8 protein-coding genes are annotated in these 15460 nt (G+C 68.3%); 5 read left to right on the top strand and 3 right to left on the bottom strand.

All coding sequences use genetic code 11. The features are described from left to right. Positions 1-22: 22 nt before the first annotated feature. Both GXP74_RS17050 and GXP74_RS17055 read right to left on the bottom strand, forming a co-directional pair. Positions 23-1171 carry an SGNH/GDSL hydrolase family protein gene (locus GXP74_RS17050; RefSeq protein ID WP_225447995.1) on the bottom strand — a complete coding sequence of 383 codons (1149 nt, stop codon included), beginning with the start codon at positions 1169-1171 and terminating at the stop codon, positions 23-25. Between the two features lie 130 nt (positions 1172-1301). After that, positions 1302-2645, bottom strand: coding sequence for a chitinase (locus GXP74_RS17055; protein WP_225447996.1), 1344 nt, complete (start codon positions 2643-2645; stop codon positions 1302-1304). Positions 2646-3736: 1091 nt separating this feature from the next. Here GXP74_RS17055 and GXP74_RS17060 point away from each other — a divergent pair. From GXP74_RS17060 to GXP74_RS17070, 3 genes are all read left to right on the top strand, one after another. Beyond that, positions 3737-5338, top strand: coding sequence for a S53 family peptidase (locus GXP74_RS17060; protein WP_182452327.1), 1602 nt, complete (start codon positions 3737-3739; stop codon positions 5336-5338). Between the two features lie 137 nt (positions 5339-5475). After that, complete coding sequence (locus GXP74_RS17065; protein ID WP_182452328.1) at positions 5476-7704, top strand: ricin-type beta-trefoil lectin domain protein; 2229 nt, start codon at positions 5476-5478, stop codon at positions 7702-7704. A gap of 229 nt (positions 7705-7933) precedes the next feature. After that, positions 7934-9382, top strand: a complete 1449-nt coding sequence (locus GXP74_RS17070) for a ricin-type beta-trefoil lectin domain protein (RefSeq protein WP_182452329.1) — start codon at positions 7934-7936, stop codon at positions 9380-9382. 295 nt (positions 9383-9677) lie between these two features. Here GXP74_RS17070 and GXP74_RS17075 read toward each other — a convergent pair whose 3' ends face one another. Further along, positions 9678-9884 (bottom strand): hypothetical protein, encoded by a 207-nt coding sequence (locus GXP74_RS17075; RefSeq protein WP_182452330.1) that lies wholly within the window; start codon positions 9882-9884, stop codon positions 9678-9680. Between the two features lie 155 nt (positions 9885-10039). Between GXP74_RS17075 and GXP74_RS17080 the strand changes: the two genes are divergently transcribed. Together GXP74_RS17080 and GXP74_RS17085 are read left to right on the top strand one after the other, a co-directional pair. Further along, entirely contained in the window at positions 10040-10411 is a 372-nt protein-coding gene (locus GXP74_RS17080; RefSeq protein WP_182452331.1) for an STAS domain-containing protein, read from the top strand. Between the two features lie 378 nt (positions 10412-10789). After that, a complete protein-coding gene (locus GXP74_RS17085; protein ID WP_182452332.1) occupies positions 10790-15370 on the top strand; it encodes a HAMP domain-containing protein in 4581 nt (1526 codons plus the stop codon). Positions 15371-15460: the final 90 nt, after the last annotated feature.

Here is a 15460-nt window from a genome sequence, read left to right on the forward strand (position 1 = left end):
CGCCCGGGACGAAGAGCGGGACCTATGCGGCTGTCCACTGCTGGTTGCTGCCGCCGTTGCAGTCCCAGATGTCGAGTTGGGTGCCGTTGGTGGTGCTGAATCCGGGGTCGTCCAGGCATTTGCCGGAGGTCGGGTTGACCAGGGTGTTGTTCGCGCCTTGCTGCCAGACCTGGTTGCCGCCGCCGTTGCAGTCCCACAGCTCGACCAGGGCCCCGTCAGTGGTGGAGGCGCCGGTGATGTCCAGGCACTTGCCGTTGATCCGCAGCGTGCCATCGGTGTAAGGGGTCCATGTCTGGGCCGCGGTGCGGTTGCAGCCGTACAGGTCGACAACGGTTCCGTCGGCACTACTGCCAGCGAAGTCGTCCAGGCATTGGCCCGCGATCCCGGACGCGAAGGCGCTGCTCGTCCGCGGGGTGGGGGCGCCGTTGGCGACGGGAGGAGTGATCCACCCTGCCGCGTCCGCCGCCTGGATGCCCTTGTTCCAGGCGTCGGCCATCTTCTGGTAGCCGCCGTCGTTGGGGTGCAGGGCGTCGAACAGGTCAGCTGTGGTCAGGGCGCTCATGTCCACGAAGGCCACGTGATCGCCTGCCGCCTGCTTCGCCGCGACCATGCTCGGGATCGTCGCGTTGTAGGCGGGTTCCGCGGCAGCGACCTCGGTGTTGGTCGACACGATCAGATTGGCGACCAGAACCGTCGCGGTCGGGTCGTCCCGCACGATCTGGTCGACCAGTGCGCTGAGCCGGTCAGGTGCGGTGGAGTCCTCGTAGTCCTGGCCCAGGTCGTTGGTGCCGATCATGAGCGTGATCACGTTGGGCTTGTAGGTGGCCAGCGAGGAGTCCGTGATCGCGGCGAGCTGGTCGATCCGCCACCCCGAATGGCCCTCGTTGTCGGGGTCGGACATCGTCCCGCCCTGAACCGAGCCGACGAAGTCCAAAGGGTGGCCCTCGGCTGTCAGTTCGTCCCACAGCGGCCCGCGGTACCCGTTTCCGGTGGTGCTCTGGTAGCCGTAGGTGATCGAGTCGCCCATCGGCTCCAGTCGCAGCGGCGTCGAGGCCACGGCTGCCACAGCCCCGGCCTTCGCACTGGCGGGCGAAGCCGCAGCGCCGGTGACCGCCTGCGCCGGAGCGGCGAGCCCCAAGGCCACGCCCAGCGCGGCGACCACTGCGAGCACGGGAACTCTCCTTGTTCTCTTCACAATCGACCTCGGCCTCTCGTAGGTGGTGTCGTCCGTTGCCGCTGCGGATCCGCTCGCTACGGCCAGGTGACGCTGCGGACGCGGGTGCGCCGCCGCGAAGGGCGGCTCAGCCCAGGGTCCAGACCTGGTTGGTGCCGCCGTTGCAGTCCCAGATGTCGAGTTGGGTGCCGTTGGTGGTGCTGAAGCCGGGGTCGTCCAGGCACTTGCCGGAGGCGGGGTTGACCAGGGTGTTGTTGGCGCCCTGCTGCCAGACCTGGTTCCCGCCGCCGTTGCAGTCCCACAGCTCGACCAGGGCCCCGTCAGCGGTGGAGGCACCGGTGATGTCCAGGCACTTGCCGTTGATCTGAAGCGTGTTGTTGCTGGCGACGGTCCACTGCTGGGCGGGGGTGTTGTTGCAGTCGTACAGGTCAACGATGGTGCCGTCGGCGCTGCTGCCAGCGAAGTCGTCCAGGCACTTGCCCGCCACGCCCGAGGCCACGGCACCGGTCGAACCGCCGCCACCGGTGCTCGTTCCGCTGGTGAAGGGCTGGAAGGCGCGGGCGAAGTCACCGGTGTTCTGGCTGATCCCGCTACAGGTGCCCGAGGCGGCGGTCGCGCCCGCGCATCCGCCGTTGTCCCGGTTCTCCGACCAGTAGGACAGCATCGCTATGCCCTTGGACGCGTCGTAGGACTCCACGTTGGCCGCGTCGGCCAGCGTGAACACCTCGCCCGCGCTGTCGTTCTGGCCGATCATGGGAGTGTTGCCGAGCTTGGCGTAGGCCGCCGCGGTGGAGATGCCGAAAGCGCTGGCGACCTGACTCGCGGTCGCGTCCAGGGCCTGGTCGGATGCGTTGCCCATCTCGGTCCCGGAGGTGGCGTAGTCCATGGTCATGATGTTGACGATGTCGGGTGTGAAACCGTTGGCACGGGCGTTGTCGAGCAGGTTCACGCCGTCCTGGCCGAGGCCGCTGGGACTGGCCGGGACGGTGAAGGAGATCGAGAGCGGTCGGCCATTGCTGGACGCCCAACTGCGAACCTGTGCCAGGGCCTTGTCCCTGCGGTCGATCCCGGCGGTGTTGGTCAGTGAGTTCGACTCGATGTCGAAGTCGATGTGGGACAGGTTGAAGGTGGTGACCACGGACGCGATCTGTGCCGCGGCTGCCTGCGGGGTGGAGCAGGCGTCGCCCAGCTCGGTCAGAGCGGAGTCGGACCCATAGCCGCCGAAGGACACCGAGACATCGCCACCCTGGGCACGGAGGCTGTCGATCTGGTTCTGCAGACTGGCCTGCTCACCTATCGACCACTGACAGTTGGCACCGTCGACGAACGCGATGGTGAAGAACTTGGTGCCGTAGCTGCCGGCCACGTTGCTGAGCGTCAGATTGCCCGACCAGGTGTCCGCGAAGGGAGCGAAGACGTGCGCGGGCCACGGGTTCGGCGAGGACGCAGAAGCCGGGGCCGCGGCCCCCACGGCCACAGCACCCGCAGCCGCGATCACCCCGAGTGCGGACAGTGCGGAAACCAATCTTGAGCGGCTGAACATGCCAAACTCCCTCTCACTGAACCGACTACGACGGCCCCGGCCCGCGCCTCTGTGAACGGAACGACATCAGGGCAGCGCTTGAGAACTGAGGCAAACGAGAACGGAGGCCCGTCGGCTGCCGAGCGTCCGAGGGTGACCCGTGAGTCTCGCTGCTTCCATGGAGGGCTCCAGGGGCGTGATGACTACGGCGCGCTGTCGCGGCATGCGCTTGAGAGCGCTCTCAAAAAAGTAGTGATGCGTTGGGGATGCGTCAATGGTCTGGACCATAGATGAGTTTTTCCATCCGGGCAACGCGTGGTGCGGCAGTTGGGATCAACGCCGAGCCGGCCTGGCGCTCCTGGGAGCAGCATGAGGTCTCTGCCATCAGGAAGGGTATGGCGACGGCCACCGTCTCAGTCAACTGCCTTGTTCAGATGCGACCTGACGGTCCATCGCCTCCCAGGAGGCCGACCGGCGCAGCGGCGGCCCAGCTGATCAGGCAAATGTCGGCAGGCCCCCTCGTTGTTGGATTTTGTGTCAGTTCATCGATTTCTCATGCCCATTGACAGAAGAACCAACAAGAGTGCTCAATGTGCCTTGGGCATCCAGCCCGCCCCACGGTGTCTCTGGCGCCCAAGCGGCCATGTGCGTCTATGGCATGGTCATGACGTGTCTGTGGTGCGGCGTTGCTTCCACTGCGTCGTGCCACCCCCACCGACCGTCTTGCCTCGCTGATCGACCGCCATCGTGCGGTTCGGCGGGCAGCGAAGGAGAAGAACGATGCACGCTGATCGGCGAAAACCGGCATCCCGCGGCTCGTCCAAGGCTCCCGCGCATGCCGGCCACCGTACTTGCTGATGTCCTGATCAGGGCACCGGTCCCATCCGCGCCCGCCTGCCGACCTGGACGTGTGCTGGCAGGCGGCCTGCGGGGTGCGTGAGGCGGCCGGCCGAGGACGGCAGCACGTCTCGCCGGGCACCCTAGTTCCCCTTTCCCAGTGGCACGTTGATGCCCTGGTCGACCCCCGATTGGGTAGAACCATGAGAGCTCTCTTCCGCTGGGCGGTGGCGTTGGCCGCTGCCACCGGGCTCGCCGCCGCAGTTCCGATGGCGGCGCAGGCCACGACCGTGTCACCGACCACCACGGGCCACGTCACGACCACGCCCGCCTGCGCCAAGCCGCTGCATCCGGGCGGTCCGGTCTGTTACTCCCTGGTGCGCACCGACCTCCACGCCGTGCACGCCGACGCGCTCACCCCCGACCAGGCTCCCTCCGGCTACGGACCGGCGGACCTTCAGAGCGCCTACAACCTCGCCTCGGCCGCCGCGTCCGCCGGCGGCGGGGCGACGGTGGCGGTCGTGGAGAACGCGGACAACCCGAACCTGGAGGCGGACCTGGGGACCTACCGCTCCCAGTACGGCCTGCCCGCCTGTACCACGGCCAACGGTTGCTTCCGCAAGGTCAATCAGAGCGGCCAGCAGAGCAACTACCCTCCGGGCGACACCGGCTGGGGCACAGAGGCGTCGCTGGACATCGACATGGTCTCCGCGATCTGCCCCAACTGCCACATCCTGGTCGTCGAGGCGGGCGACCTGGACGCGGCCCAGAACACCGCGGTCTCCCTGGGCGCCCACTTCATCTCCAACAGCTGGGGCACCGGCGACGATTCCGGCGACGCCAGCAGTGACGGCGACTACAACCACGCCGGTGTGGTCGACGTCGCCAGTTCGGGCGACGGTGGCTACGGAGTGAGCTACCCCGCCTCGTCCCGTTACGTCGTGGCCGCGGGCGGCACCTCCCTGAGCCGGAGCTCCTCCTCGCGCGGCTGGTCGGAGACGGCATGGTCGGGCTCCGGCGCGGGCTGCTCCTCCTGGGAGACCAAGCCGTCCTGGCAGACCGACACCGGCTGCGGCAACCGCACCGTCGCGGACGTCTCGGCCGTGGCCGACCCCGGCACCGGCGTCGCCGTCTACGACACCTACGGAGAGGGAGGCTGGTTCGTGGTCGGCGGTACCAGCGCCTCCTCGCCGATCATCGCCTCGGTGTACGCCCTGGCGGGCGCCCCCGCCACGAACGCCGCCTCGGTGCTCTACGCCAACCGCTCGGGCCTGAACGACGTGACCTCGGGATCGGACGGCTCCTGCAACCCCTCCTACCTGTGCACGGCCACCACCGGCTACGACGGTCCGACCGGTCTGGGCACGCCCAACGGCCTCAGCGCCTTCACCGGAACCGGTACCGGTGGCGGTGGCGGTGGTTCGACCGGTGCGGTGACCTCGGGCATATCGGGCAAGTGCCTGGACGACTTCGCGGGCAGCAGTGCGGACGGCACTATCGCCGACCTGTACGACTGCAACGGGACTCCGGCGCAGGCGTGGACCGTGGCCGGTAACAACACGTTGCAGGTCAACGGCAAGTGCCTGGACATCACCGGCGGCTCCACCGCTGACGGGGCGCTGGTGGAGTTGTGGGACTGCAACGGCGGCGGGAACCAGGTCTGGCAGCAGGGCGCGAACAACACCCTGGTCAACCCGGCCTCCGGCAAGTGCCTGGACGACCCCGGGTTCAGCACCACCAACGGCACCCAACTCGACCTCTGGGACTGCAACGGCGGCACCAACCAGCAGTGGAACCTGCCCTAACACCGCACCACCCCAACGGGGAGCAGGGACCCCACCATGCCTGCTCCCCGGCTTCGGGCAGCTGACCGTAGAAGAGCCGACATTGAGGACTCGCCATGCAATGGAGAAGAACCATAGGCCGCCGCGTGCGGCATCGGATGGGTGCGCTCGTGGGGGCGGTGGTCCTGGTCGCCGCCACTTTGGGGTTCGTGGGCGCCTTGGCCACGACCGCCGAGGCCGCCACGTCCGGGGCGATCACCGGGTACCAGGGTCTGTGCCTGGACGACTTCGCCGGTAGCAGCGCCGACGGCACCATCGTCGACCTGTACGGCTGCAACAACACCCCCGCCCAGCAGTGGACCGTGGCCAGTAACAACACGTTGCAGATCAACGGCAAGTGCCTGGACATCACCGGCGCGTCCACCGCCGACGGGGCGCTGGTGGAGTTGTGGGACTGCAACGGCGGCGGGAACCAGGTCTGGCAGCAGGGCGCGAACAACACCCTGGTCAACCCCGCCTCCGGCAAGTGCCTGGACGACCCCGGGTTCAGCACCACCAACGGTACCCAGCTGGACATCTGGGACTGCAACGGCGGAGCCAACCAGGCATGGAACCTGCCCGGCGGCACCACGCCTCCGACCTCGCCCCCTCCTCCGACCGGCGGCAGTCTCGGCTCGAACGTGATCGTGATCAGCCCGAGCGAGTCGGTGAGCACGATCGCCAGCACCCTGAACGCGCTCGGCACTCAGCAGAACCCGAACCAGTTCGGTACGCAACGCTACGAGATCCTGTTCCAGCCCGGAACCTACGGCTCCGCCGCCAATCCGCTGGACTTCCAGGTCGGCTACTACGAGAGCGTCGAGGGCCTCGGACAGAACCCGGGCCAGGTCGTGATCAACGGCACGATCGACTCCTGGAACCAGTGCACCAACGGCGACCAGAGCGAGTGCTACGCCACGGACAACTTCTGGCGGTCGGTCTCGAACCTGACGATCAACGTCACCGGTCTGACCGGCTGCTTCGCCGGTGAGGACGTCTGGGCCGTCTCGCAGGCCGCCCCGATGCGCCGGGTGGAGATCAACGGCAACGTGACCCTGATGGACTACTGCGACGGCTCGCCGGACTGGGCCAGCGGCGGGTTCATCGCCGACTCCGAACTCAACGGCACCGTCCAGAACGGCTCCCAGCAGCAGTTCCTCGTGCGCAACACGAAGATCGGCAGTTGGAGCAACGGCGTGTGGAACCAGGTGTTCTCCGGCGACCCCGGTGCCCCGGCGCAGAGCTTCGGCTCGACCCCGGTGGGCTCCGGTGGACCCCAGCCGTACACCACCCTGGCCACCTCCCCGGTGACCGAGGAGGAGCCCTACCTGTACACCGACTCCTCGGGGAACTACAACGTGTTCGTCCCCTCGGTGCAGACCAACTCCAGCGGTGCGAGCTGGGCCAACGGGAACACCCCCGGCACCTCGCTGCCGCTGAGCACGTTCTACGTCGTCAACGCGTCCAGCACGATCGCCCAGATCAACGCGGCGCTGGCGGCGGGCGACAACCTGCTGTTCACCCCCGGGGTCTACAGCTACAACCAGACGATCAACGTCACCAAGGCCGACACCAAGATCCTCGGCCTCGGCTTCGCGACGCTGATCCCCACCGCCGGGCAGACCACCATCAACGTGGCCGACGTCGGCGGGGTCAACATCTCCGACCTGATCCTGGACGCCGGAACCGCCAACTCCCCGACCCTGCTCACCATCGGCACCCAGGGCTCGACCGTGAGCCACGCCAGTGACCCGGTCAGCGTGGACGACGTCTTCCTGCGCGTCGGCGGGGCAGCGGCCGGTTCGGTGACCGACGCGTTCATCGACAACAGCAACAACTCGATCCTCGACGACGTCTGGTCCTGGCGCGCCGACCACGGCACGGGCAGCGGCTCCTGGACCTCGGACACCGCGGCGACGGGCCTGACCGTCAACGGCAACAACGTCACCGCCTACGGCCTGGCCGTCGAGCACTACCAGCAGTACGAGACCGTCTGGAACGGCCAGGGCGGCACCGTCGTCTTCTTCCAGAACGAGAACCCGTACGACGTGCCCAACCAGGCGTCCTGGATGGCCAGCCCCACCCAGGACGGCTACCCGGCGTTCTACCTGCCCAACAGTGTCACCAGCTTCAACGGCTACGGCATGGGCAGCTACTCCAACTTCGACGCCGGCGTGCCCATCGAGAACGCGGAGGCATTCCAGGCACCCGACACCCCGGGCGTCGCCTTCCACGACCTGCTGACCGTATGGCTCAGCAACGAGGGGGGCATCCAGTCCGTGATCAACGGAACCGGAGCCGCCGTCAACTCGAACAACGCCGGACCGGTCAACCTGCCCAACTACTGACCCCATCCACCCGGTAGCAAGGCCGGGCCCCTGCCCAACCGTCGCACGACACCGAACACCCCGGTCCGCAGGTCGTCCAAGACCTGCGGACCGGCCGGTCGCCGCTGGGCTCCGCATGTCCAGCAGCGGGAGCGACCGGTCCGCATCCCATGACCGTTCCGCACCGCCCCCGGTGCTGGATCTGACGGAAAACCGATATTGAGGACTCGCCATGCAATGGAGAAGAACGATGGGCCGCCGCGTGCGGCGTCGACTGGGTGCGCTCGTGGGGGCGGTGGTCCTGGTCGCCGCCACTTTGGGGTTCGTGGGCGCCTTGGCCACGACCGCCGAGGCCGCCACGTCCGGGGCGATCACCGGGTACCAGGGTCTGTGCCTGGACGACTTCGCCGGTAGCAGCGCGGATGGCACCATCGTCGACCTGTACGGCTGCAACAACACCCCGGCCCAGCAGTGGACCGTGGCCAGTAATAACACGTTGCAGATCAACGGCAAGTGCCTGGACATCACCGGCGCGTCCACCGCTGACGGGGCGCTGGTGGAGTTGTGGGACTGCAACGGCGGCGGGAACCAGGTCTGGCAGCAGGGCGCCAACAACACCCTGGTCAACCCGGCCTCCGGCAAATGCCTGGACGACCCCGGGTTCAGCACCGCCAACGGCACCCAGCTCGACATCTGGGACTGCAACAACGGAGCCAACCAGCAGTGGAACCTGCCCGGCGGCAGCACGCCGGTGAGCGGACTGCTCTTCAGCCCGTACAAGGACGTCACCATCAACATGAACTGGAACACCTACCAGATGCAGTCGGCCGCGTCCGGGTCGGTCCTGCCGGTCGTGGGTTCCGGGAGCCTGGTGTCGCAGTACATCCCGAAGCTGCCCGCGCTCACGCTCGCGTTCGCCACCGGCTCCTGCGGCAGTGAGACCTGGGGAGGCGTCTCGGGTGCCAACTTCGCCGCGGAGAACGTGCCCCAGCTCCACGCCGCCAACCTGAACTACGTGGTGTCGACCGGCGGTGCGGCCGGAACCTTCACCTGCACCTCGACGGCCGGCATGGAGTCCTTCATCGCCCGCTACGCCAGCCCGAACCTGGTCGGCATCGACTTCGACATCGAGGGCGGCCAGAGCGAGTCGGACATCTCGAACCTGGTCGCCGCCGCCGCGGGAGCGCAGTCCCAGTACCCGAACCTGCAGTTCTCCTTCACGCTCGCCACGCTGGGCGCGTCCGACGGCAGCTACGGCGGAGTGAACTCGCTCGGCAACGAGGTCGTCCAGGCGGTGCGCGGCTCCAGCCTGAGCAAGTACGTCATCAACCTGATGACCATGGACTTCGGCAACGCGTCCAGCAGCGTGTGCGTCGTCTCCTCCGGCAGCTGCGAGATGGCGCAGTCGTCGATCCAGGCGGTGCAGAACCTCGAACACACCTATGGGATCCCGGCGAGCAAGATCGCCGTCACCCCGATGATCGGCATGAACGACGCCACCAGTGAGACCTTCACCGCCGCGGACGTGAACACGCTGTCGTCCTACGCGGTCAGCAACGGCCTGGCCGGGCTGCACTTCTGGTCGCTGGACCGGGACACGCCCTGCTCCGACTCGTACGCGTCCCCCACCTGCAACTCCCTCTCCAGCACGACCCCGCTGGAGTACACCGACAAGTTCCTGAGCGCCCTCGGGGACTGACGAACAACACAGACTGGGCCGCGCACGAGGCACCGTGCGCGGCCCGCCTGTTCACCGGGGAACGGGCTCGGCCCAAGGCGGCAGGGTCTCTTCACCGAGCGGGGGGCGAATCTCGTCGCGCACCTGTGGAAGCTCGCCCGACCACGATTGTCGTCCTGGCCGAGCGGTACTCGGGTGCCCCTGCGGACGGGACCGACTCCTGACGCCCTGCCGCTGATCGGCGTCCGTGAGGTCAGAGGGATGCCTCGGCCGCCTGTGCGGACGATCTCCGGCGTTCCCGAACCGGTTCCACCGGTCAGCCGTTCGGGTGGCTCTGGTCGGAGAAGGTCAGGCCCCCGGCCGCCAGGGCGCGTCGGGCCGGGGCCCGTTGCTCGGCCGCCTGCGTCGGGGGTGCCTGGAAGACGGCACGGTCCACGGGCAGCGGCCGCAGCCGCTCCGGTGTGGTCGCGGGGGCGAGGGGCTGGGAGAAGGCAGGAAGCCCCAAGGGGCGACGCTCGGTCATAGTTGACTCTTTCCCCAGCACGCCGCCGCCATACCTGGCGCCCCGCCGCTCTCGGCAGTCAATCCTCTTCGCGGTCCGGCCCGAACGGCTCCAGCGATCCGTTCTAGAGTGTTCCGGTACCCGCCGGGCAGCACCAGGGCAAGGAGAGGCAGCCGTTGAGCGATCCCGCAGGCAGCGAGCTACAGCTGACCATGACCCGTCACGGACGCGGCGCCGTCCTGGCGCTGGTCGGTGACGTCGACTTCGACAGTTCCCCAGCGTTGCTCTCGGCGGCGCTGGCCGCTGTGGACCAGGGGGTCGTGTACCTGGTGCTGGACTTGGGGGAGCTGGGGTTCTGCGACTCCGCGGGCATGCACGTCTTCGTGTCCCTGCACCAGCGCCTGACCGCTGTGGGGGGCGCCTTGGCCCTGGCGGCGGTTCCGCAGCAGTTGAGCCAACTGCTGGGCATTGTCGGCCTGGACGCGATACTGCCGATCTACCCCACCAGCGCCCAGGCGCTGAGCGCCACCGGCGCGTTCACCGCCTGACCGGTCCGACAGGGTGACTCGCGCCCGTCCTGACGGGCGGCATCGGGTCAGTGGGGCCGATCAGGGCTCGGTGCCGATCCCCTGTCCAGCGGGTGAGATGTCCTCGGGCGGGTCGGACCGGCGGCCGCCACCAGCGCGTGAACGGCAGGCGAGTGATGGCTGTCCGTGACGTATCCCCTGCAAGGCGGTGGCTCACGGCCTGTGTTGGGGGCGCGGTCGCCGTAGGCAAAGGGCGCGGGTCATGTGGCGCGGAGCGTGGGGTAGCCTCCTGGAGCGGTGCTCTTCGAGCGTCGGCGGGGTCCGAGTGGCTTGGTCGGCACCCCATCCGGACGGGAGCGATGCCGTCCTTGGAACTGCGTTCTATGGAGGCGATACGCGATGGCTGGATCGGCCAAGTCCCACACCCCCCGAGCGCAGGGCCCCGCCGGTTCCGGGCACCCGCAGGGAGGCGAAGCGGAGCTGCGGCAGCTTCTGGCGGGGCTGACGGCGGTGCGCGACGGTGACTTCGGTACCCGGCTGCCCGGCGACGCCGACGGTCTGCTGGGCGAGATCGCGACCGTGTTCAACGGGATGGTCGACCAGCTCTCCCTGTTCACCTCCGAAGTGACCCGGGTGGCCAGGGAGGTCGGCACCGAAGGGCGCCTGGGCGGCCAGGCCGAGGTGCCTGGGGTCTCCGGCACCTGGAAGGACCTCACCGACTCGGTCAACGCGATGGCAGGCAACCTGACCAGCCAGGTCCGCGACATCGCCCAGGTCGCCACGGCGGTGGCCAAGGGCGACCTCTCGCAGAAGATCGACGTTGCCGCGAGGGGCGAGATCCTGGAGCTGAAGAACACCGTCAACATCATGGTCGATCAGCTTTCGGCGTTCGCCGACGAGGTGACCCGGGTCGCCCGCGAGGTCGGCAGTGAGGGCCGCCTCGGGGGCCAGGCGCAGGTACCTGGTGTGGCGGGGACCTGGCGGGACCTGACCGACTCCGTCAACTTCATGGCCGGGAACCTCACCGACCAGGTCCGCAACATCGCCCAGGTGACCACCGCGGTCGCGAAGGGCGACCTCTCCCAGAAGATCACGGTCGACGCCCGCGGCGAGATCCTGGAGCTGAAGAACACCGTCAACACGATGGTCGACCAGCTTTCCGCGTTCGCCGACGAGGTGACCCGGGTCGCCCGTGAGGTCGGCACGGAGGGCATCCTCGGCGGCCAGGCGGACGTGAAGGGTGTCTCGGGGACCTGGCGGGACCTGACCGACTCCGTCAACTTCATGGCCGGGAACCTCACCGCGCAGGTCCGCTCGATCGCGCAGGTGGCCACGGCCGTGGCCGACGGCGACCTGTCGCAGAAGATCAATGTCACCGCTCGTGGTGAGATCCTCGAACTCAAGGACACCATCAACACGATGGTCGACCAGCTCTCCTCGTTCGCCGGTGAGGTGACCCGGGTGGCGCGGGAGGTCGGCACCGAGGGGCGGCTGGGCGGCCAGGCGGATGTGCGGGACGTCTCCGGCACCTGGCGGGATCTGACCGAGTCGGTCAATGTCATGGCCGACAACCTGACTGCGCAGGTCCGCTCCATCGCCCAGGTGACCACCGCGGTGGCCAAGGGCGACCTCTCGCAGAAGATCAGGGTCGACGCCCGCGGCGAGATCCTGGAGCTGAAGGAGACCATCAACACGATGGTCGACCAGCTGGGCGCGTTCGCCGACGAGGTGACCCGGGTCGCCCGCGAGGTCGGCACCGAGGGCAACCTCGGCGGGCAGGCCACGGTCCGCGGGGTGTCCGGGACGTGGAAGGACCTGACCGACAACGTCAACGTCATGGCGTCCAACCTGACCGGCCAGGTCCGCTCCATCGCCCAGGTGGCGACCGCCGTGGCGAAGGGGGACCTGTCACAGAAGATCAACGTGGAGGCCAAGGGCGAGGTCGCCGCGCTGGCCGGGGTGATCAACACCATGGTCGACACTCTTTCGGCCTTCGCCGACGAGGTGACCCGGGTGGCCCGCGAGGTCGGCACCGAGGGCACGCTCGGCGGCCAGGCACGCGTGCCGAACGTGGCGGGCACCTGGAAGGACCTGACCGACAACGTCAACTTCATGGCCCACAACCTGACCAGCCAGGTTCGCAATATCGCCCAGGTCACCACCGCGGTCGCCAACGGCGACCTGACCCGCAAGATCGACGTCGACGCCCGGGGCGAGATCCTGGAGCTGAAGACCACCATCAACACGATGGTCGACCAGCTCTCCTCCTTCGCCGCCGAGGTCACCCGGGTGGCCCGGGAGGTCGGCAGCGAGGGCCGGCTCGGCGGGCAGGCCGAGGTCGAGGGCGTATCCGGCACCTGGAAGCGACTCACCGAGAACGTCAACGAGCTCGCCGGGAACCTCACCCGGCAGGTCCGCGCCATCGCCGAGGTCACCAGCGCCGTCGCGGCCGGCGACCTGACCCGTTCGATCACCGTGGATGCCTCCGGCGAGGTCGCCGACCTCAAGGACAACATCAACTTCATGGTGGAGTCACTCCGCGAGACCATCATGGCCAACGAGGAACAGGACTGGCTGAAGTCCGGCCTGGCCCGGATCTCCGGCCTGATGCAGGGACGGCGCGACCTGTCCGTCGTCGCCGAACTGATCATGGACGAGCTCACTCCGCTGGTCTCCGCCCAGTACGGCGCCTTCTACCTGGCCGAGGAGACCGGCAAGGAGACCCACCTCAACCTGATCGGTTCCTACGCGCGCCCCGCCGGGACCGCGGGGACCCGTTTCAAACTGGGTGAGTCCTTCGTCGGTCAGGCCGCGCGCAGCAAGCGCACGATAGCCGTCGACAGCCTGCCGGCCGGGTACGTGTCCGTCTCCTCCGGCCTCGGGCGTGCCGAGCCCATCTCCCTGGTCGTGCTGCCCATCGTGGTCGAGGAACAGGTCCTGGGCGTCATCGAGTTGGCCACCGTCCAGGAGTTCACCCAGGTCCACCGCGACTTCCTGGAGCAGTTGCGCGAGGCCATCGGCGTCAACGTCAACACGATCACCGCCAACGCCCGGACCGACGAGCTGCTCGGTGAATCCCAGCGGCTGACCGCCGAACTCCAGACCCGGTCCGAAGAACTCCAGGCCCGCCAGGAGGAGTTGCAGTCCTCCAACGCCGAGCTGGAGGACAAGGCCGAGCTGATGGCGGCGCAGAACCGGGACATCGAAACCAAGAACCTGGAGATCGAGCAGGCCCGTCAGGAGCTGGAGGACCGCGCCCACCAGCTCGCCCTGGCGTCCAAGTACAAGTCGGAGTTCCTGGCCAACATGAGCCACGAGCTGCGCACGCCGCTCAACAGCCTGCTGATCCTGGCCCAGCTGCTGGCCCAGAACCCCGCCCGGAACCTGACCGCCAAGCAGGTCGAGTACGCCGGGATCATCCACTCCGCGGGCTCGGACCTGCTGCAACTCATCAACGACATCCTCGACCTGTCGAAGGTCGAAGCCGGGAAGATGGACGTCAATCCCGAACGAATCCCGCTGCGCAAGCTCCTCGACTACGTCGAAGCCACCTTCCGGCCGCTGACCAGCCAGAAGAGCCTGACGTTCTCGGTCCGGACGACTCCCGATGTGTCCACTGAGCTACTCACGGACGACTACCGGCTGCGCCAGGTGCTGCGCAACCTGCTCTCCAACGCGGTGAAGTTCACCGAGAGGGGCAGCGTCGAGCTGCAGATCGAGATGATCGAGGAGTCGCGGGCGCCGGAGGTGGCGCGGCGCGGCGGCCCGGTGGTCGCCTTCCGGGTGGTGGACACCGGCATCGGCATCGCCGCCCAGCACCTGGAAGGCATCTTCGGGGCGTTTCAGCAGGCCGATGGGACGACCAGCCGCAGGTACGGCGGCACCGGCCTGGGTCTGTCGATCAGCCGGGAGATCGCGTTCCTCCTGGGCGGGGCGATCACGGCCGAGAGCGTCCTGGGAGAGGGCAGCGCCTTCACGCTCTACCTGCCGGTCGCCCGGCCCGAGTTCGCCGAACTGAGCGCGCACAGCGCCAGGGCCGCGCTGGAGGCTACGTCCGTATCGGGCGGTGAGACGGGCGGGGAGAGAGGACCGGGCCCGGCGCCTGCCTCCGTCCAGCCTCAGCCCAAGCGTCTGCTGATCGTCGAGGAACAGGCACGCGGTCTGCTGTCCCTGGTCGCCGAGAGCGCCGCGGCCGACCTCGCCGCCCATGCCCGGCTGAGCGACGCGCGCGGCAGTGTGGAGATCATCACCGCCGTGGGCACGCAGGAGGCCGCAGCCGCCCTGGCAGCCACCCCCTGCCACTGCGTGGTCCTCGAACTGAGCCTGCCGGACGGGGCCGCGATGGGACTGCTCGCCTCCATGCAGCGTGACCCGGTGCTGCAGGACGTACCGGTGCTGGCGCACAGCAACCGGCGGCTCGATGCCGACCAGGAACGGATCCTGCAGGAGCAGGAGGCCTCCCAGCCGCTGGAGGTCATCTCCAGCCTCGACGAACTGCGCGAGCGGATCGCCCTCTACCTCAGCGCCGACCAGCCGGGCGACGTGCTTCCGCTGGTCAGGGCCGAAGACAGTGTCGGGGCGTTCACCCAGGACGTCGACGGCTCGCTCGCGGGCCGCACCGTGCTGGTGGTCGACGACGACGACCGCAACCTCTACGCCATCACCGGGATCCTGGAACTCCACAACATTCGGGTCCTGCAAGCGGAGAACGGTCGGACCGCCATCGACGCGCTTGCGGAACACCCTGAGATCGACGTGATCCTGATGGACGTCATGATGCCGGAGATGGACGGCTACACGGCCACCGCGGCGATCCGCACCATGCCCGAGCACGCCGCCCTGCCGATCATCGCCGTCACCGCCAAGGCCATGATCGGAGACCGGGAGAAGAGCCTGGCCTCCGGTGCGAGCGACTACGTCACCAAGCCCGTGGACGCGAGAGAGCTGATCGAGCGCATCAAGCGCCACCTGACCGCCTAGGGCCCCGAGCCGCCGTCATCTCAACCGAGGAGCCACGCCGTGCAGAGCTTCCAGCCCGGGGACCGCGGGATCGCACCAAGCCAGGGGGTT

Source organism: Streptacidiphilus sp. P02-A3a, assembly GCF_014084105.1.
Classification (GTDB): domain Bacteria; phylum Actinomycetota; class Actinomycetes; order Streptomycetales; family Streptomycetaceae; genus Streptacidiphilus.

What these genes read in the sequence shown, in the direction of transcription:
- GXP74_RS17065 (WP_182452328.1), top strand. Translation starts at nt 5,476, where the DNA reads ATGGGTGCGCTCGTGGGGGCGGTGGTCCTGGTCGCCGCCACTTTGGGG.
- GXP74_RS17085 (WP_182452332.1), top strand. Translation starts at nt 10,790, where the DNA reads ATGGCTGGATCGGCCAAGTCCCACACCCCCCGAGCGCAGGGCCCCGCC.
- GXP74_RS17070 (WP_182452329.1), top strand. Translation starts at nt 7,934, where the DNA reads ATGGGCCGCCGCGTGCGGCGTCGACTGGGTGCGCTCGTGGGGGCGGTG.
- GXP74_RS17075 (WP_182452330.1), bottom strand. Translation starts at nt 9,884, where the DNA reads ATGACCGAGCGTCGCCCCTTGGGGCTTCCTGCCTTCTCCCAGCCCCTC.
- GXP74_RS17060 (WP_182452327.1), top strand. Translation starts at nt 3,737, where the DNA reads ATGAGAGCTCTCTTCCGCTGGGCGGTGGCGTTGGCCGCTGCCACCGGG.